20 protein-coding genes and 8 tRNA genes are annotated in these 18,088 nt (G+C 35.6%); 20 read left to right on the top strand and 8 right to left on the bottom strand.

The annotated features are described in order from the left end of the window. The first annotated feature begins 5 nt into the window (after positions 1-5). The 8 genes from OSO01_RS14425 (at position 6) to OSO01_RS14390 (ending at position 6,820) form a co-directional block, all read left to right on the top strand. Positions 6-362: an STAS domain-containing protein gene (locus OSO01_RS14425; RefSeq protein ID WP_147211141.1), complete on the top strand. Its 357-nt coding sequence runs from the start codon at positions 6-8 to the stop codon at positions 360-362. A 3-nt stretch (positions 363-365) separates the two neighbouring features. Beyond that, positions 366-767 carry an anti-sigma regulatory factor gene (locus OSO01_RS14420; protein ID WP_147211140.1) on the top strand — a complete coding sequence of 134 codons (402 nt, stop codon included), beginning with the start codon at positions 366-368 and terminating at the stop codon, positions 765-767. Between the two features lie 384 nt (positions 768-1,151). Beyond that, positions 1,152-2,165 carry a PP2C family protein-serine/threonine phosphatase gene (locus OSO01_RS14415; protein WP_147211139.1) on the top strand — a complete coding sequence of 338 codons (1,014 nt, stop codon included), beginning with the start codon at positions 1,152-1,154 and terminating at the stop codon, positions 2,163-2,165. A 192-nt stretch (positions 2,166-2,357) separates the two neighbouring features. Then, on the top strand, positions 2,358-2,690 hold the full coding sequence (locus tag OSO01_RS14410; RefSeq protein ID WP_147211138.1) for an STAS domain-containing protein: 333 nt from the start codon (positions 2,358-2,360) through the stop codon (positions 2,688-2,690). Next, a complete protein-coding gene (rsbW, locus tag OSO01_RS14405; protein ID WP_147211137.1) occupies positions 2,690-3,166 on the top strand; it encodes an anti-sigma B factor RsbW in 477 nt (158 codons plus the stop codon). The genes OSO01_RS14410 and rsbW overlap by 1 nt, the downstream gene beginning before the upstream one ends. Next, complete coding sequence (sigB, locus tag OSO01_RS14400; protein WP_147211136.1) at positions 3,138-3,929, top strand: RNA polymerase sigma factor SigB; 792 nt, start codon at positions 3,138-3,140, stop codon at positions 3,927-3,929. The genes rsbW and sigB overlap by 29 nt, the downstream gene beginning before the upstream one ends. Then, complete coding sequence (locus tag OSO01_RS14395; protein ID WP_147211135.1) at positions 3,926-4,531, top strand: SpoIIE family protein phosphatase; 606 nt, start codon at positions 3,926-3,928, stop codon at positions 4,529-4,531. Before sigB ends, OSO01_RS14395 begins: the two co-directional genes overlap by 4 nt. 129 nt (positions 4,532-4,660) lie before the next feature. Continuing rightward, positions 4,661-6,820: a Tex family protein gene (locus OSO01_RS14390; protein WP_147211134.1), complete on the top strand. Its 2,160-nt coding sequence runs from the start codon at positions 4,661-4,663 to the stop codon at positions 6,818-6,820. 114 nt (positions 6,821-6,934) lie between these two features. Here OSO01_RS14390 and OSO01_RS14385 read toward each other — a convergent pair whose 3' ends face one another. Then, a complete protein-coding gene (locus OSO01_RS14385) occupies positions 6,935-8,422 on the bottom strand; it encodes a catalase (RefSeq protein WP_147211133.1) in 1,488 nt (495 codons plus the stop codon). 455 nt (positions 8,423-8,877) lie between these two features. Here OSO01_RS14385 and OSO01_RS14380 point away from each other — a divergent pair, with 455 nt between their 5' ends. From OSO01_RS14380 to OSO01_RS14340, 9 genes are all read left to right on the top strand, one after another. Then, on the top strand, positions 8,878-9,330 hold the full coding sequence (locus tag OSO01_RS14380) for a SprT family protein (protein ID WP_147211281.1): 453 nt from the start codon (positions 8,878-8,880) through the stop codon (positions 9,328-9,330). A gap of 253 nt (positions 9,331-9,583) precedes the next feature. Then, positions 9,584-9,655, top strand: a tRNA-Asn gene (locus tag OSO01_RS14375). 8 nt (positions 9,656-9,663) lie between these two features. After that, positions 9,664-9,754 (top strand) — tRNA-Ser (locus tag OSO01_RS14370). 16 nt (positions 9,755-9,770) lie between these two features. Continuing rightward, positions 9,771-9,842: transfer RNA gene (locus OSO01_RS14365), tRNA-Glu, on the top strand. Between the two features lie 28 nt (positions 9,843-9,870). Continuing rightward, positions 9,871-9,947 (top strand) — tRNA-Asp (locus OSO01_RS14360). A 7-nt stretch (positions 9,948-9,954) separates the two neighbouring features. Continuing rightward, positions 9,955-10,029, top strand: a tRNA-Gln gene (locus OSO01_RS14355). A 235-nt stretch (positions 10,030-10,264) separates the two neighbouring features. After that, a tRNA-Lys gene (locus tag OSO01_RS14350) sits at positions 10,265-10,340 on the top strand. A gap of 11 nt (positions 10,341-10,351) precedes the next feature. Beyond that, positions 10,352-10,439 (top strand) — tRNA-Leu (locus OSO01_RS14345). A 12-nt stretch (positions 10,440-10,451) separates the two neighbouring features. Continuing rightward, a tRNA-Leu gene (locus tag OSO01_RS14340) sits at positions 10,452-10,535 on the top strand. A gap of 218 nt (positions 10,536-10,753) precedes the next feature. Here the strand turns inward: OSO01_RS14340 and OSO01_RS14335 are convergent. From OSO01_RS14335 to OSO01_RS14315, 5 genes are all read right to left on the bottom strand, one after another. Further along, a complete protein-coding gene (locus OSO01_RS14335; protein ID WP_147211132.1) occupies positions 10,754-11,731 on the bottom strand; it encodes a dimethylarginine dimethylaminohydrolase family protein in 978 nt (325 codons plus the stop codon). Between the two features lie 24 nt (positions 11,732-11,755). Then, positions 11,756-12,355: a TetR/AcrR family transcriptional regulator gene (locus OSO01_RS14330; RefSeq protein WP_186813669.1), complete on the bottom strand. Its 600-nt coding sequence runs from the start codon at positions 12,353-12,355 to the stop codon at positions 11,756-11,758. A 31-nt stretch (positions 12,356-12,386) separates the two neighbouring features. Continuing rightward, positions 12,387-12,701 (bottom strand): DMT family transporter, encoded by a 315-nt coding sequence (locus OSO01_RS14325; protein ID WP_147211130.1) that lies wholly within the window; start codon positions 12,699-12,701, stop codon positions 12,387-12,389. 1 nt (position 12,702) lies between these two features. Next, a complete protein-coding gene (locus OSO01_RS14320) occupies positions 12,703-13,056 on the bottom strand; it encodes a DMT family transporter (protein WP_147211129.1) in 354 nt (117 codons plus the stop codon). Positions 13,057-14,385: 1,329 nt separating this feature from the next. Then, the gene (locus OSO01_RS14315) at positions 14,386-14,802 is read right to left on the bottom strand and encodes an ester cyclase (RefSeq protein ID WP_147211128.1); all 417 of its coding nucleotides are present in this window, start codon (positions 14,800-14,802) and stop codon (positions 14,386-14,388) included. A 386-nt stretch (positions 14,803-15,188) separates the two neighbouring features. On the opposite strand from OSO01_RS14315, the gene OSO01_RS23755 reads away from it, so the two are divergent. Together OSO01_RS23755 and OSO01_RS23750 are read left to right on the top strand one after the other, a co-directional pair. Then, a complete protein-coding gene (locus OSO01_RS23755; RefSeq protein ID WP_246145172.1) occupies positions 15,189-15,365 on the top strand; it encodes a hypothetical protein in 177 nt (58 codons plus the stop codon). Positions 15,366-15,403: 38 nt separating this feature from the next. After that, positions 15,404-15,754, top strand: a complete 351-nt coding sequence (locus OSO01_RS23750) for a GNAT family N-acetyltransferase (RefSeq protein ID WP_246145171.1) — start codon at positions 15,404-15,406, stop codon at positions 15,752-15,754. Between the two features lie 219 nt (positions 15,755-15,973). On the opposite strand, the gene OSO01_RS14305 is transcribed toward OSO01_RS23750, so the two are convergent. Beyond that, positions 15,974-16,435, bottom strand: coding sequence for a hypothetical protein (locus OSO01_RS14305; protein WP_147211127.1), 462 nt, complete (start codon positions 16,433-16,435; stop codon positions 15,974-15,976). Positions 16,436-16,690: 255 nt separating this feature from the next. On the opposite strand from OSO01_RS14305, the gene OSO01_RS14300 reads away from it, so the two are divergent. Further along, entirely contained in the window at positions 16,691-17,311 is a 621-nt protein-coding gene (locus tag OSO01_RS14300; protein ID WP_147211126.1) for a CGNR zinc finger domain-containing protein, read from the top strand. Between the two features lie 148 nt (positions 17,312-17,459). Here the strand turns inward: OSO01_RS14300 and OSO01_RS14295 are convergent, their stop codons facing one another. Next, positions 17,460-18,041, bottom strand: coding sequence for an NADPH-dependent FMN reductase (locus OSO01_RS14295; protein ID WP_147211125.1), 582 nt, complete (start codon positions 18,039-18,041; stop codon positions 17,460-17,462). Positions 18,042-18,088: the final 47 nt, after the last annotated feature.

The raw sequence follows: 18,088 nt of genomic DNA, 5'->3' as shown, positions 1-18,088 counted from the left end.
AGAAAATGCGGATACCTATTTTAAAACTACATAAATATTTGCTGATTTCTATTCAGACTGAGATTGACGATCAAACAGCTATTCAATTTCAGGAGGACCTATTAGCGAAAATTCATAAAACAGGTGCCACAGGTGTTGTAATTGATTTGACATCTGTAGACATTATTGATTCCTTCATTGCAAAAGTGCTAGGTGATGTTGTATCCATGTCGGATTTAATGGGGGCCCGCGTCGTATTAACAGGAATTCAGCCTGCTGTTGCAATGACATTAATCGATTTAGGAATACACCTGCAAAATGTCCCTACTGCATTAGATTTAGAACAAGGATTAGTGAAGCTGCACCAGGAATTGGGAGGTTAATATATGAACCCAAGATCCTGTGTCAACATTCATAAAGAGTGGGATATTGTTGGAGCAAGACAGCTTGGCCGGGAAATGGCAAAAGAGATTGGATTTGGCACCGTTGATCAGGCAAGAATCGCTACAGCAGTATCTGAATTAGCTCGTAATATATATTTATATGCTGAAAATGGACAGGTTTGTTTTGAATACATCTATACAAACAGTCAAAAGGGAATATTAATGATTGCTGTTGATACTGGCCCAGGAATTAAAGATATAAGCAGCGTTATGCAAGATGGCTATACTACTTCTGGAGGACTCGGTGCGGGTCTGCCTGGAGTGAAGCGTTTAATGGATGATTTTGATATAGAATCCACCGTCGGGGAAGGAACTAAGATTAAAGCGATTAAATGGATCAGATAATCCTTTAATTTTAGTAACTTTCCTTGTTTTATCACAGATAAAACCTTCCGCTAATCTCCATTTTCTATTTTAAAGTGGAGATTGGCGGAAGGTTTACGGGCGCTGACTTTCGGAATCATATAGGTTGAAAAGCCTACTGATGAGACAGGTAATCTTAACTCTGTCAGACTGGAGAATTTAGCTATTAGTTTTTTTTTATCGTACCTATTTGAATAGGAATACAGGATAATTAGACAGCTGACGGGTATAACGAAAGAGTTACAAAACCTGAATAAAAGTATTGCATGCATAAGAGCGGTACACACCTGCCGTCAATCTCTGGGAGAGCCTAAAAAGAGAAAAGAAGATTCCGGGGTTCTTTGGAATATAGGGGGAGTAACTATAGTGAAAGAGACCATTGAAAAGAATTCAATTAAATATCAGGAGCTATTAAGAAAATATATAAATACACAAGATGAGAAAGCACTATATGACCTCGAATTAATTAGTAAAGCTTTTATCAAAAAGAACATTTTACCTGAAGAATTAATTAATTTGCATATCCAGGCAATGGAGAATATCTATCCTCAGTTAATGGATGAATATAAGCTTTCAATGGAATTTTTATTAGAAGCTACTGTTTTCTATGGACTCGCATTGCAGGAAGTAGATTATTTGAGACAGGAAAAAAATGTTCTGACCGCTGAAATCTCTGTTGCTGCCAATATGCAGAAGACATTATTAGGGACCCAAAAACCGGAAAGAAACGGTGTAGATATAGGGGTTATTAGTGTACCTGCTCATCAGATGAATGGGGATTATCACCATTTTACAGCAGGCAGTAATGGAACAATTGGAATTGCCATCGCAGATGTTATCGGTAAAGGGATACCGGCGGCATTATGTATGTCTATGATTAAATATGCAATAGACAGCTATCCCGAAGCAACGATGTCACCAAACAAGGTTCTGGAAAACTTGAATCGGGTTGTAGAGAGAAATATTGATTCAAGCATGTTTATCACGATGTGTTATGCACACTATCTGCCAATGGAAAGTAAATTAAGACTATCCTCTGCGGGTCATGAACCGGGATATATTTATCGTGCAGAAACGGAAGAATTTGAAGAAATCCGTACAAAAGGTATTGTTCTCGGTGTGATGCCGGATGCTGAATACCGGGAATATGAATTAAATATTAATAAAGATGATTTGATTATCTTTTTGACAGATGGTGTTTCAGAGTGCCGGGATGGAGACCGTTTTATTGAAACGGAAGAACTTTTAGAAGTAATTCGGAAATATATTGATTTACCTGCACAGGAGCTGGTGGATAATGTATATCAATACTTTGAGAAATTGCAGGATTTTCAGTTGCGGGATGATTTTACATTAATTGTTCTTCGGAAAGAGGTTTAAAGATATAAAAGCCGGGAATATAGTATATTAGTCTGCAAAGTGATTAAATTATTATTTAAGAGCTTGAGAGAGAGTAAAGAAAAGTTTAGAGAAGAACTTTTCATTTACCGTATATAAAATGAAAAACGGGATTAAAATAAATTTAGATTGTATAGTCATCTATCCAGGATTTTGATGACAGAGGGGGTCATTATGAATTTATCAGTGAGAATCAATGAGGATAGTAATTTGAAAGTTTTAGAAGTAAGCGGCGAAATTGATGCCTACACAGCACCTGAGCTTAAGGAATCATTAATGCCGTTAGTGAAAGAAAGCGGCAAACAAATTGAGGTGGATTTAGAAGATGTCCAATATATGGACAGTACTGGATTGGGTGTATTTGTCAGTGCTTTAAAAGCCTCCAAAGAAAGTGGAAGTCATTTTACCTTGAAAAATGTTCAAGAACGTGTTTGCCGTATTTTTGAAATTACCGGTCTTAGTGAAATTATAGATATAAAAGCAGCGATTCGAGGTGGCAACGAGTGATGGAAGCATTTGATTATATCGAAATGAAGGTCCCGGCTAAAGCGGAATATATCGGAGTAATGCGCTTAACCTTATCAGGCATTGCTAATCGGATGAGTTTTTCCTATGATGCTATTGAGGATTTAAAGGTTGCTATATCAGAAGCTGTGACCAATGCTGTAGAGCATGCTTATGGAGAAAATGAGTCCGGTGAAATCACTGTGGGCTTTGGTTTATATGAGGATCGGATTGAAATAATGGTAGCCGATCGCGGTGGAAGCTTTAATTTAGAAGAGGTAAAAAGTGAAACTGGACCATATCGTTCCGATGAACCTGTTGAAAAAATACGGGAAGGAGGGTTTGGTTTATTCCTGATTGAAGCACTAATGGACGAAGTAAAAATCAACAACAAATATGGTGTAATGGTCATTATGACTAAATACAATAGAGAAGAAGAGGTGGACATGGATGACGACCAAGTCTCAACCATTCAATAGAGGGGGAGATGAGGTTTACCAATGGATAAGTACTCTTCAGCAAGATCCGACCAACGAAGAATTACAGGAAAAGATTGTTTTAACCTATCAGAATCTTGTTGGATCTATTGCACGGAAGTATTCCAAAAACAGTGCCATTCATGAAGACCTAGTACAAGTGGGCATGATTGGATTACTTGGTGCAATTAAGAGGTACGACCCATCTTATGGTAAGTCGTTTGAATCATTCGCGATCCCGACAATAATTGGTGAAATAAAACGATTCATACGAGATAAAACATGGAGCGTTCATGTACCTCGTCGTATTAAAGAATTGGGACCAAAAATTCGAAAAAGTGCTGATGAACTGACGACCAAAAATCAAAAATCTCCTACCATTAAAGAAATCGCAGATCATATCGGTGTACCAGAAGAAGAAGTTTTAGAGACGATGGAAATGAGCAAAAGCTACAAAGCTTTATCTGTTGATCATAAAATTGAAGCTGATTCAGATGGCAGTACAGTTGCCATCTTAGATTTAATTGGAAATGAAGATAACAGCTTTAAAAACCTTGAGCAAAAAATGATGCTTGAAAAAATACTTCCGGTTTTATCAGAACGGGAGCAATTAATTCTGGAATGTACGTATTTCAAAAATATGAGTCAAAAAGAAACAGGAGAAAAGCTGGGAATTTCACAAATGCATGTTTCAAGGCTTCAAAGAAGAGCACTCCGTAAATTAAGAGAAACAATGCAAACGGAAAGCACGGAGGTATTCGATTGATTTCCGGCAAATATGTAGATGTTTCTGTTTATCAAAAATCAAAAAAAGGTAACCATTTTTGTGGAGATAGTTACTTTTTTGTGGAAGAAGACCAGATATTTTTAGGAGTGCTCGCAGATGGTCTTGGAAGCGGAGAAATTGCAAAGGAATCCTCACAGGCTGTCATAGATATTGTGAACCAGCATAAGTACAAAACAGTTAAAGAAATCATTGAGCTATGTAACAAACGGCTAATTGGCATGCGTGGAGCAGTTATGGGCATTTTAAAAATAGACTTCATTCAACAGACCTTTACTTTTTCTTCCATAGGAAATATAGGAATAATTGTTTTGGAAAATGGAGTTAAAAAAAAGAGAAATATCCCAAGCTCCGGATATTTGGGCTCCCGTTACCGTGGTGTAAAAGTGATGACAGAAAAATTAAGTGAAGGGACAAACTTCATTGTATTTTCTGACGGGGTAATGGATAAAGAGTTATCTCAGTATTTTTTTAAAGACTATAATGTCGACAGAATTACAGAAGCCTATGCACGTTATAGTGACAATATAAGACAAGATGATACAACATTATTAGCAATCAGGTACAAAGGAGAAAAAGGTTGATTTGTATGCAAATAACATGAACGCTGTTTCAGCTGTTATTGGACTACAAATCAATCTTTTTTTGTGTCAGAAAGCATTGCTCCGCTTAATTTGATACAATAGAAAGCAGAGTAAGGAGGAGAATCACCAGTGAATTTAGATGAAAAATTAATTACAATCGTATCAAAGGATACCAAAGTACAAGATAAAATTGTTTTGAAAGTAATTTCTCTTTTAGATGAGGGGAACACAGTTCCATTTATTGCAAGGTATCGAAAGGAAGCAACAGGTGGGCTGGATGAAGTAAAAATCAAAGAAATACAGGATAGATGGGCATATGTGCTTCACCTGTCTGAGCGAAAACAGGAAGTTCTCCGTATCATTGAAGAACAAGGTAAATTAACAGATGAATTAAGGAATGAAATTGAGAAAGCAACAAAGCTTCAAAAAGTAGAAGACTTATATCGTCCTTATAAGCAAAAACGCCGGACAAGAGCAACTATTGCTAAAGAAAAAGGATTGGAGCCGCTGGCACAAATTATTTGGGAACAGAAGGAATCCGTTGATTTAGAACAGAAGGCAGCAGAGTTTTTCTCAGAAGAACATGAGTTAAACACAGTAGAAGAAGTACTCCAGGGAGTTAATGATATTATCGCTGAATGGATTTCTGATGAACCTGTTTACCGTGAATTTATTCGTGATACAACGATGAAACAGGGGCTGATCAGGTCCCAGGATAAAAATAAAGAAGCTGACGAAAAACAGATTTTTGAAATGTATTATGAATATAATGAAGCAGTACGTTCGCTTGTCTCCCACCGTATTCTTGCACTTAACCGCGGTGAAAAGGAAGGTATTTTAAAAGTTCAGTTGGAGCCTCCAGTGGATAAAATAATCTCCTATTTAGAACAAAAGGTTATTAAGAAAACCTGCCCGCAAAATATAAAGGAATTGCTAACAACAGCGGTGGAAGACAGCTATAAAAGGCTGATTGAGCCATCTGTGGAAAGAGAGATACGAAGTGCACTTACAGAAAAAGCAGAAGCACAGGCAATTGAGGTTTTTTCGGTTAACCTAAGAAATTTATTACTGCAGCCGCCATTAAAAGGAAAGGTTATTCTGGGAGTTGACCCTGCTTTCCGTACTGGCTGTAAGCTTGCTGTTGTGGATGAAACCGGGAAAGTCCATCAAATAAATGTAATCTATCCGACTGCTCCAAGAAAAGATGTGAAGGGAGCAGAAAAGGTTGTTATGGAATTGATTAATCAGTTTGATGTCGAGCTGATTGCGATTGGAAATGGAACGGCATCCAGAGAAACAGAGCAATTTATTTCGGATGTGTTAACAAATAATAAGTTGGATATGCCGTATATTATTGTGAATGAAGCTGGTGCAAGTGTGTACTCTGCATCTGCTCTGGCAAGAGAAGAATTCCCTGATCTGCAGGTAGAGGAAAGAAGTGCTGTTTCTATTGCAAGAAGGGTGCAGGATCCGTTAGCCGAGCTTGTGAAAATTGATCCAAAGTCTATCGGTGTCGGGCAATATCAGCATGATGTCAGTCAAAAAGAACTGTCCAATTCATTAACATTTGTAGTAGAGACAGCTGTTAACCAGGTCGGTGTAAATGTAAATACAGCCTCTTCTTCCCTTTTACAATATGTATCCGGATTAAGTAAAGCTGTTGCGAATAATGTGATTAAACGGCGGGAAGAGGAAGGGAAGTTTACGAATCGGAAGCAGTTAAAGAAGATTCCGCGGCTTGGTGCAAAAACATATGAGCAGGCAATTGGTTTCCTGAGAATTGTAGACGGAGATACACCGCTTGACCGTACACCTATTCACCCGGAAAGCTATCCACATGTAAAAGCTTTACTAAACAAATTTGATTTAGATGAGCAGGCATTGGGCACAGAGCCTTTACAGCAAAAGATTAAAGAAATGAATAAACAAGCTGCAGCAGAAGAACTGGGGATCGGTTTGCCGACTTTGGAGGATATTCTTGAAGCATTAAGCAAGCCGGAACGCGACCTGCGGGATGATTTTCCACAGCCATTATTGAAGAAAAATGTCATGAATATGGAAGATTTAAAGCCTGGTATGGAGCTGCAGGGAACGGTTCGTAATGTGGTTGATTTTGGAGTATTCGTTGATATCGGTGTGAAACAGGACGGGCTTGTGCATATCTCTAAGATGTCAAAGCAGTTCGTTAAGCACCCGATGGATGTTGCATCTGTAGGTGATGTCGTTACTGTCTGGGTGGACGATGTGAATGTCCAAAAAGGCAGAATTGCGCTTTCTATGATTCAATAAACATAGTAGTTAGTAAAAAGGAAAGGAACTTCAGCAACTTGAAGTTCCTTTTCTAATAAAAAAATGAAGACTCTCGCCTTACATAAGGGAGAAATCCTCATTTTTTACTTGTGATTATTTTACAGATGCTTCGTTTGCTGCTTCCACTTCATCAAGAGAGATGCCAATTGCTTCTGCAACACCTTTACCGTAATCTGGATCTGCTTTATAGCAGTTGTTGATGTGGCGAAGTTTTACTGATTTTGATGCAGGAGCAATATCATCTGCTGTATTTTGGAAAAGCAGTTGTTTCTGCTCATCAGACATTAAACGGAATAACTTACCTGGCTGTTCATAGTAAAGACTATCATCTTCATCAAAGTCATAGTAATCAACATCTGCACCCAGCTGTAATGCAGGCTCCTGATGCTCTTTGCTATCTTCCCACTCACCATATTGGTTCGGGCTGTAGCTGACTTGTCCACCTTGGTAAGGCATCACACGCATTGCTCCATCACGGTGATATGGATGGAAGTTTTTCGCGTTTTTAGGGTAGTTAACCGGAATTTGCCAATGGTTAACACCAAGACGGTAACGCTGTGCATCTCCATAAGAGAATAGACGGCCTTGTAACATTTTATCTGGAGAGAACCCGATTCCAGGTACAATGTTAGTTGGAGCAAATGCAGACTGTTCTACCTCTTCATGGTAGTTTTCAGGATTTTTATTAAGCTCTAATTCGCCAACTTCAATAAGCGGGAATTCATCTTTATACCATACTTTCGTTAAATCAAACGGGTTGTAAGGCATATTTGCAGCTTCTTCTTCTGTCATTACTTGAATATACATTTTCCATTTAGGAAAATTGCCTTCTTCAATATTCGTATATAAATCACGTTGGTGACTTTCACGATCTCCACCGACAATTTTTGCAGCTTCTTCGTTTGTAAGGTTTTCAATTCCCTGTTGTGTTCTGAAGTGGAATTTCACCCATACACGCTCGTTATCTGCATTGTATAAGCTGTAAGCATGACTGCCAAATAAATGCATGTTACGATAAGATTTTGGAATACCGCGGTCAGACATAACAATTGTAACTTGGTGAAGTGCTTCTGGTTGATTTGTCCAGAAGTCCCAGTTTGCATCAGCATTTTTCATGTTTGTTTTTGGATCACGTTTTACAACATGGTTTAAGTCCGGGAAACGTTTAGGATCTCTCATAAAGAATACAGGGGTGTTGTTACCAACTAAATCCCAATTACCTTCTTCTGTATAGAATTTCATAGCTGTTCCGCGGATATCACGCTCAGCATCAGCTGCACCACGCTCACCAGCTACTGTGGAGAAACGGATGAACATATCTGTTTTCTTACCAACTTCAGAGAAGATTTTTGCTTTTGTATATTTTGTAATGTCGTTTGTAATTGTTAATGTTCCATAAGCACCAGATCCTTTTGCGTGCATACGACGTTCAGGAATTACTTCACGATCAAAGTGTGCAAGTTTTTCAAGGAACCAAAAGTCTTCCATTAATAATGGACCACGTTTACCGGCCGTTTTGGAATCATCATCATTTGGAACAGGAGCACCAAATGCAGTGGTCATTTTTCTTTTTTCACTCATAAATAGTTTCCCTCCTAAGTATATATTAAATACAATTATTATAATAACATAATAACTAGTAGATTGCTATTAATATTCTGTGTTATTTATATGAATTTTTATTAATAGTATAATTGAGTTCTGTGTTGGCAGTAAAAACGTATCTATTAACAAACAAAAGAAAAGTTTTATATTCTTTTGTTAAGAAATAAGTTTCTAAATGAAAGATTCTATTTATTCTCAATTAGATAAACTAAATGAGAATTGAATTTTGATATAAATCATATTATAATAGAATAGATGTTCTTAAAAATATTTCTGTTTATTAATGAGTGAGCAGGCTCGCTTTTTAGGGGAGACTGCTAAAAGGGTATAATCAATGATATATAGGAAGTAAGTTTTTGAATTTGCGATAAGGCAGAGAAAAATTCTGCAGAATAAAGTGTGATTTTATTTTTCAGGAGATGAAATATATGATGAGTCCCATTTCAGATAAGGAATTGTATGAGCTGGTAAACCAGTTGTCAGAGACTTATTTTAATAAGCCGTTCATTGATAAAGTCCAGTTTAATGCCCGTTTACGGACTACTGGTGGAAGATATATTCCGAGCAGACGGATCATTGAATTAAATCCTAAATATGTCTTGGAATTTGAAAAGGAAGAACTTTACGGTATTATTAAACATGAACTTTGTCATTATCATCTGCATATTGAAGGAAAGGGCTATGGGCACCGCGATAGGGATTTCAGAGAATTGCTTGCAAAAACAGGTTCTCCCCGTCACTGTAAACAACTGCCTTCTGAACAGAAACGTTACCGCTATATATATGAGTGTCAAAAATGTAAAGCTGTTTATAAAAGAGTAAGAAAAGTGGATGTGTCCAGGTATCGATGCGGCAAATGCAGAGGGAAATTAAAGCTGGTTTAAATTTTTTTGAAATAAGTATTGACGAATAATATTTTCCATGATAAATTAATGAAGCTGATACGAAATGACAGTCTTCTTTCTTGAGAATAACCTGTCTTCAGACATTGTCGAATTGCACAGAGTTTTGGTTAACTTTCTAGGCAAAGAAAAACTTTTAAAGTTTTTGTTGACAAAAAACAGGATATATTGTATGATATTTCTTGTTGTTGCGTAATTAAGATATTACATAGCAAGTGACTGTATACTTTTACATTCCACAGTAGCTCAGTGGTAGAGCAATCGGCTGTTAACCGATCGGTCGTAGGTTCGAATCCTACCTGTGGAGCCTTTAATGGAGAAGTACTCAAGTGGCTGAAGAGGCGCCCCTGCTAAGGGTGTAGGTCGTGTAAGCGGCGCGAGGGTTCAAATCCCTCCTTCTCCGCCATTTAAATTTTCATAATGGCCCGTTGGTCAAGCGGTTAAGACACCGCCCTTTCACGGCGGTAACACGGGTTCGAATCCCGTACGGGTCATCTTTCTAAAAAATTAAAATAAATAGTTGGTCCGGTAGTTCAGTTGGTTAGAATGCCTGCCTGTCACGCAGGAGGTCGCGGGTTCGAGTCCCGTCCGGACCGCCATTATAGTTGGGCCATAGCCAAGCGGTAAGGCATCGGGTTTTGATCCCGTGTACCCTAGGTTCGAATCCTAGTGGCCCAGCCATTTTTATTTTTAGAAGGAGTACATGCTAATACTATTCACGTTAATAGTATTTTTTTATTTCAAAAGCAGTATTTTATTTAGGAGCCATTAGCTCAGTCGGTAGAGCAACGAGCAAAGCTTCCACCGAATAAGCTTCGAGTAACCCCGAAGCATATACTTCAAAGCGAGGGCTTGCAGATGCAGGGGTCCGCCAAAATGAGAAGCACTAAATAAAGCAATACTCCATTTAACATAGGAGCCATTAGCTCAGTCGGTAGAGCATCTGACTTTTAATCAGAGGGTCGAAGGTTCGAATCCTTCATGGCTCACCATTTTATTTTTTGCGGATGTGGCGGAATTGGCAGACGCGCTGGAATCAGGCTCCAGTGTCCGTTAAGGACGTGGGGGTTCGACTCCCTTCATCCGCACCATTTATATTCTATGCGGTCATGGCGGAATGGCAGACGCGCCAGGTTGAGGGCCTGGTGGGTGAATAACCCGTGGAGGTTCAAATCCTCTTGACCGCATCATATGTATAAATCATTCATATCAAGGGTTTTAGACCTTTGATATTTTTTTATGCACTCATTTTATGGGCACTAAAATATATGTTGGGGAAGAGAAAGAATTCAAACAATAAAAAAACACTTCTTGAAAAATTAAGAAGTGTAGAATATGTTGATAAAATAATTATTTAGTTTTTTAGATAACTGTAAAACGTAAATGTTTTAGTATAAATCTAAATTTACTCATTGAACCGTAATAAAGGTTGGGTTGTACAGCGGAAAGAACCGCCAAAACCTCTGGAAATACGGTAATCAGTATACTCAACCGTTACCCCTTTTTTGGTTAATTGCTCACCAATGGATTGAAATTCCATGTCCGTTACGTATACATCTTCATTTATAGGTAAACCATTTGTTATTAATTTTTGCGCATCCTCCAAAGAAACAGATATTTTATCCCAATTTTTTAGAGTTTCCGGGATATCTTCGAGAAACGCTTCTTCGCAAACTATCATTAAACCATCTTTGACTAAGCTTAAAGCGCAGTCTAAATGCAATATCTTAGGATGAAGCGGTACTTCGGTAACCGTGTATCCGAAATTTGATAAGAAATTTCTTAACCAAACTATGCCTTCATGATTAGAGGCAAGTCCTGATGTACCAACGAAAATTTCTTTGTTTAGAACTAATACATCACCACCTTCAAGAAAAGGACCTTTCATATTAAAAAAATCACCTGATCGATCTGCTTGCGGTACTGACAGATAAAGGCACTTATTTTTTTCAGATTCTTGTTCCAGAATATGTCTTATAGGCATTACTTCTTTTTTTCTATGACCAAGTTTCATACTTCCCTCAATAATCATTTGTCCAATAACAAAGAAAGGGTCTCTTGCAAAGAAATTACTGTAGCCATCTTCCTTTCCTTCTACTTTTTCTTCTTTGGTAAGCAGTCTAGGACGTAAAATTTCAACTTTATATTTTTGAAGTATTTTCTCAAAATTTTCTTTTTCGACTTCCCACTTATTTTGTAAAGCTGGGAAAGCATCTGCAATATCTTTTCCTTCAGCACCTTCTAAAGCTTTTAACGAGTCTTCAGTCAGAAATTGCTCTGTTTCTTTATTGATTCTAGCTGGTAAAGAAAATTGTGATTGTGCTAAAACTACTCTTTTTAGCGGGGCAAATTCGCTCTCAACGAAAATCTGGTTACTTTTCATCTTAGTTATATTTCCTTTCTTGAATTATTTTTTTTCCTTTGCATTAGCATGAATACCGTTCCAAAAAACAGACCATATGGTGTTTAATCTATGTTCATAACCTTCATAAGGAGAACTCATCATATAGAAAAGCATACCGTCCAATAAAGTGGTAAATGAAGTCACTACTGCTTCTTCGTCTATTAAGTTATCCGTTTTATCATTTCTTAAGATAGAAAAAACAAGGTTTCGAATTGCTTGTTCTACTTCTTTGTTTTTAGCTGTTATAAGATCTTTGAAATTTTCCGGAGGGTAAATTCCATATCTTTTTAGAAAGAGACCTTTCTCATTCATATAATAGTATTTATTCAGCTCAACTAAAATATAATATAATTTTTTTTTCAATGGAAAATCCTTAATAACGTAGGATTGTTCTTTGATAAAACTTAAATAATCTTCAATCACAAAATTTACAATTTGTTCGAAAAGAGCTTGTTTACTTTCAAAATAAGCATAAATAGAAGGAGGTTTAATTTTTACATTTTTGGCTATATCTTTAAGAGATGTCTCCTCATAACCATAGGAGGAAAACAAGCCTAAACCTTGTTCTAATATCCTTTTTTTTGTTTCTTCCCCTTTTTTCAATGAATTTTTCACCTCATTTTGATAACGTTCATCAAGTTATTAATTTTAAGCTTACTATACAAAAAATAATTCCCGCAACTAAAACAAGCTTTTTCGCATTTTTTGGTTCTTTAAATAAAAACATTCCCAGTAAAACACTTCCTGATGCACCTATGCCTGTCCATATACCATAACCTATACTAATAGGTATTTCGATTAATGAAACGGAAAGAAAGAAAAAACTTAAACACATAAATAAAATAAAAAAGATGGTAGGTTTTAATTTTGAAAAACCTTCCGTTAATTTTAGATTAATAATACCTCCAACTTCAAAAACGCCAGCTAATATTAAAAATAACCAGTACATATTACACGCTACCTCCTGTATTTTCCTCTTCTTCGGGTTCGTCTGAAATTAGTTTAAGTCCAATAATACAGCTGATTAAAAGAACAACCAGCAAAATTTTAGTTAAACTCACTGAGTCTCCTAAAAGTGTCATCCCCACTAGAGCTGTGCCAAAAGCGCCTAAACCAGTGAATACTGCATACGCTGTTGAAACAGGCAGTATTTTTAATGTTTTAGCGAAGAACCACCAACTAAGAATTAATAATATAATTGTCGGGATAACAATTTCTATTCTAGTAAAACCTTCTGAAAAGCCAAGTCCAAGCGCCCAACCAACTTCAAAAATTCCACCAATAATTAAATACAACCAAGCCATAATAATCTCTCCTTTTTTGTATTGCAGCTAACTAACGGTCGTTAGATTTTAATGATAAAAAATTATATTATTTTTATATAAAAGGTATTACCATCTTTAAAACAACTCCTTTAACTATAAAACTAACTAACGTACGTTAGATTTTATACAATTTAAATGAACTTTGCAAGTACAATGTTTAAATTATTTTAAATAAAATAGGGGTTTGTTATAGTGATAAAAAATGAGTAGAGGGTATCGTGTGATGGACAAAATATTAGTAATGGCTGATACAGAGTCATTTACATCTAATCTATTTCAAAAAGCTGCACAATTATCAAAAGGGATGGAGACTCTTTTTGAGGTAATCCTCTTCAAGTAAATGAAGAAGAAAATTCTAACAAAGCAGAATTAGAATATACGATTTCTGAAATACATAAATTAAGTAAAAAGTTTGAAGCAAATCAAATTCATATAAAAAAAGTGAAAATAATCGTGATATATTTCTTAGCCTAAAAGCATTTATTAATAAACATACTTTCACTCAGTTAGAGTTACTATGCATATAGAAGATTCATACTGGAAAGTAATTATTTATGGACCTTTTAAAAATTTCTTAATCAGTAAAATGCCTTATATTAGATTTACATTTTTTTATCTTCGTAACAATTGAAACACTATAATTAATCTAATGAGCAAGGGAAATATGCATATTTACATAAAACGGAAAGTAACAACTCTTATTCATTAACTTTTGAAAGGAAATTGGAAGATGATATCAAGGGCGTATTTTTTAAGAAGGTAGCCACCGATTTTGACAGTGACACACTTATGAGTTGAACAGATGAATTAAAGCAATATAAAATCACTGTTGGCAAAGTAAGCGAAAATAAGAAGTATCCTAAGTTAAAAAGATGAAAATTAAAATCCGCATGATAATTATGTTTATTCAAAAAATATTTGGTTTTGTTTATTGTTGCCGTTTTGTTGACTAAATCAGTGTGAAGATAAGATAAATGAAGTAATGAGAATAAATTAAAGTACAGTATTAACGGTTTTGGTACATATGATACGGTCGAACGAGATGGAGGGTCTGGTGGGTGAATAACCCGTGGAGGTTTAAATCCTCTTGACCGCATCAATAGGTAAATTAAAAAATATCAAAGGTTTCAAACCTTTGATATTTTTTTGAACTCATTTTTCTATTTGAAATGGGTGCTTTTTTGTTAACTAATGCTTCCTTGTATTGAAACACATGTACCTTATAAGGGGGTTCTATTTGTTGTTTTTTTAAATGCAAATTAGCATTAGATTATTAAATTTTAAGTGAATGCAAAGGAAAAAATATCATTAAAATACTTCCAGCTGATTCATAAACTCTATAACATCGGAAGAAACCCAATAATCTTTGATTTTACCATTTTCAATCCGAAAGATGTCGGTTCCGTCAAAAGAAACAAGTGTTCCTTTCTCAGCTTTTGCTTCTACCATATTACCATTATAAGTACCTTTAAAATTCCAGCGGGCAGAGACATAATTCCTTTCTTCAATTGGCTGAATTACCAGCGACATTTGTACATTTTCAAAATAATATTTAGCAGATTCAACAACATCCATTAATGCTTTTACTCCTTTTGTACTGTTCGAATCTTTACCATCTGTTCTCGCTTGGTGAACTGTACAATTATCATCTGTAATATTATGAAGAATAGATATGTCTTTGTTCCAGGCATCCATCCAAGCTTGGTAGATTTCTTTTCCGTTCATATAAAAACTCCTCATTTTATAATAGAATTTTGATATCTACATTCAATTCTAATTATCCTTTAAGTGATGTGCAAGCTGCATAATGAATCCTTCTTTATTATGAATGTTTTCTTTAACTTTAAAAGAAGGAGGATTATTAAATTCCCAAAATATTATTGGATAGTAAGATATTTACAAAGTTATTTTTCCTCCTGATTATGCGGACTCCAACAGGAATCTCTATGCAGCTTTGAAATTAAATTACATAATGTTTGTAAAATTTGATACAACAATGCTGGCAGATTCGATCTTGAAATAATGCAACAAATGGGCTGTTTAATTGAAGTGATGTTTCAACCAGTTACTTTAATATTGCTTAAGATAAAAAGTTCAAAAGGAGTTTTTTAATGAATGTACTTAGGAATTTTCCCGATTTGAAAACAGATAGATTGATCTTGCGAAATATAGGTAAAGAGGATATTGAATTTATTTATCAGCTATTCAGTAACGAAAAAGTATGTGAATTTTTATATGATGAAGAATTATTTACGACCAAAAATGATGTGGCAGCATTCGTTGATTAGAATTCAGAGCCTGAAAGAAAAGATACAACCGGTGGGTATTGGTCACAAAAGATAACAAACATCAACGAATCGGCACGTGTGGTTATGACTGCTGGGATAGAACGAACAATATAGCTGAGATAGGGTATGACTTAGGGTATGAATACTGGGGACAGGGCTATATGAAAGAGACATTAATAAGTGCAATTGAAAGTGGTTTTAATAATATGGCATTAAATCGAATTACCGCATATGTTGCTTTAGGAAATATCAATTCTACTAGATTATTAGAAAGGCTCGGATTTAAGAATGAAGGTATTTATAGAGACAAGCATTTATTTAGAGGAAAATATTATGATCATTACTCCTTTTCCTTGTTAAAAAGTGACTGGTACCAACTTCGAAACTGATTTATTTTAAACCATCAGCTGTCTGGTACTTTCACGGAATAACATAAGAGAATATAATCAAATTTTATTGTAAAACGACATCTTTACAATTTTCAAAGGAAAAGAGGTTCTTAAATGACTCCCTTTCCCTTTGGAAATATCCAGGTAAAATGAAACTATTAAATGGTGTGATTAGGAAATATCTGTTATAAATTAATGAATCATAATGATTAAAAAAAGCTAACTCTTGATTACTTTTAACATTTGTCGAACAGCTCCAAGATGATATGCTGAATGGGCCAAAGAAGCCAATGCTTCTTTGGAAAGTGATTCATTCCATTCAATAGCATCGACCCTCTCCAAAAATGTTACGTATTCATGACGTAATCCTTCCTGAATTTGATTCCATCTTTTCTCATCAACTAAATTAATCTGCCAGCTTTCTCCCCAATTCATTTCTGGCTGCTTACCATCTTTTAAAATGATATTCGTTCCCCATAAATAAAAACGCGTATGATCAGCATGAGCAGCGATTGTTGAACCATTAACTGCAATGGAAGCTTCATTTGCGGATAACTGTTCCAGGGTCCCGAAGAATCCGCTGTTTGGCCGTGATTCAGTAAACATACTTCCTTCACCTGATGGTCCCTCGAATGTTTCCTTTACCATCGTCTTAATTGCATTTTTTAACACTTCAATCATCTTCATCCCTCCAATAAAATTTGTAATGCATACTCTGAATAGTTATTAGTATTAAACTCTTCATAAGATTATTAATTGCAGTCCGATTACAAAAGAATGCATTTTTATAAGCGTTTTCAGATGATTTTAGATTAAAATATGAAATTGATCTTGTTTGAATATAACCTTCTAAATAAATTTTGATAGTTATATTATAAAAAGATTGATTATAACTGTCAATACCATTTATAATGGTTATAAAAAGGGGTGCAGAAATTGTCTAAGATAAGCACAGATACAGGGAATTTTATCGGGGAACGTTTATGTTTAGATTTTGCCAATACTGTTAGCTGGCATAACAGCGATAACCCAAAGGAACGGTTAATAAATTATGGGAAATTAGTGGAGTGGAGTCGATATGCAGATATTTTAAGCAGTCCTCAACAAAAGAGATTACATGAAAAGGCAAATCATCATCCAGATCAAGCTGCAAAGGTTTTAGAAGAAGCTATCGAATTAAGGGAAGCTATTTTTCGTTTATTTAGATCAATTGCTGCTGGTTTAGAAACCAATCCACTTGATCGTGCTATTTTAAATACATATTTGACAAAGGCGTATAGTTTGGCAGAAATCGTTCCAAAAGAAAGTAAGTATGCTTTAAGCTTTCAAAAAGGAGAACACGAGCTTGATTATATGCTTTGGCCAATTATGCAGTCAGCAATAGATCTTTTACTTTCGGAAAAATTGGACAGGATAAAGCAGTGTGAAGGAGAACCGTGCGGATGGTTGTTTTTTGATTCAAGCCGAAACAAAAGTCGCCGTTGGTGTTCGATGGCAGATTGCGGGAATCGGGAAAAAGCGCGAAGGCATTACAAGAAGAAAAGCAATCTTAAATAAGAAATTATATTTTATTCAAAAGATACATCATTATTGCAGTGAAGCAGCAGGGGACAATTAATAGTGGATATAGTAAACAAAGGAGCTATTATCATCAAATGTATAACCGTGTATTTGACGATAGCTCCTTTTATTTGTACATTAAGATTTACACTAAGGCTTTTTCTTTTCTAACAGATTTAAGTGCGTTTGACCAAGCAACAACATCATCAATCATTTCACCAAATCTTGGTTTATGAACCTCCATTGGTTTGAAAGTTGCCATGTTTTCAAAGTCATTAAATAAGCTGAATGCACCTTGTGGTTCTACCGTTGCAATTTTTAAGTTTGATAAAGTAGTGCGTAGTGCAAGGGAAGCTGCGATACCTAGAGTGGAGCCGTAGCTTACGATGCCTGCTGCTTTATGATGCCACTCTGAACCTAAATAATCTAAATGATCTTTAAGACCTGACGGGAAATTTTTATTATATTCAGGCGTAACAAAAATAAAGCCATCAAACGAATCAATTTTTCTTGACCAGGTACTTTGCTCTTCTGTTGCATATTCTTTATTTGTCATAAGCGGCGGAATTGCTTCATTGAAGCGTCCAAGACCACTTTCTTTAATATCAACAATTTCGAATGTTGCATCCACATCTCTATTATCTGCAAAATCTTTGATCCATTCTGCAACCTGTAAATTAACACGTACGTCACGTGTGCTTCCTGTAATAATACCAATTCTAGTCATGTTGTAACCCTCCGTATAAATTTATATAAAATGAATCAAATAATAAG

It is taken from the genome of Oceanobacillus sojae (assembly GCF_007991515.1).
GTDB classification, from domain to species: Bacteria; Bacillota; Bacilli; order Bacillales; family Amphibacillaceae; genus Oceanobacillus; species Oceanobacillus sojae.
Note: the sequence above shows the minus strand (reverse complement) of the source record. Positions and strands in the feature narration are given on the sequence as shown.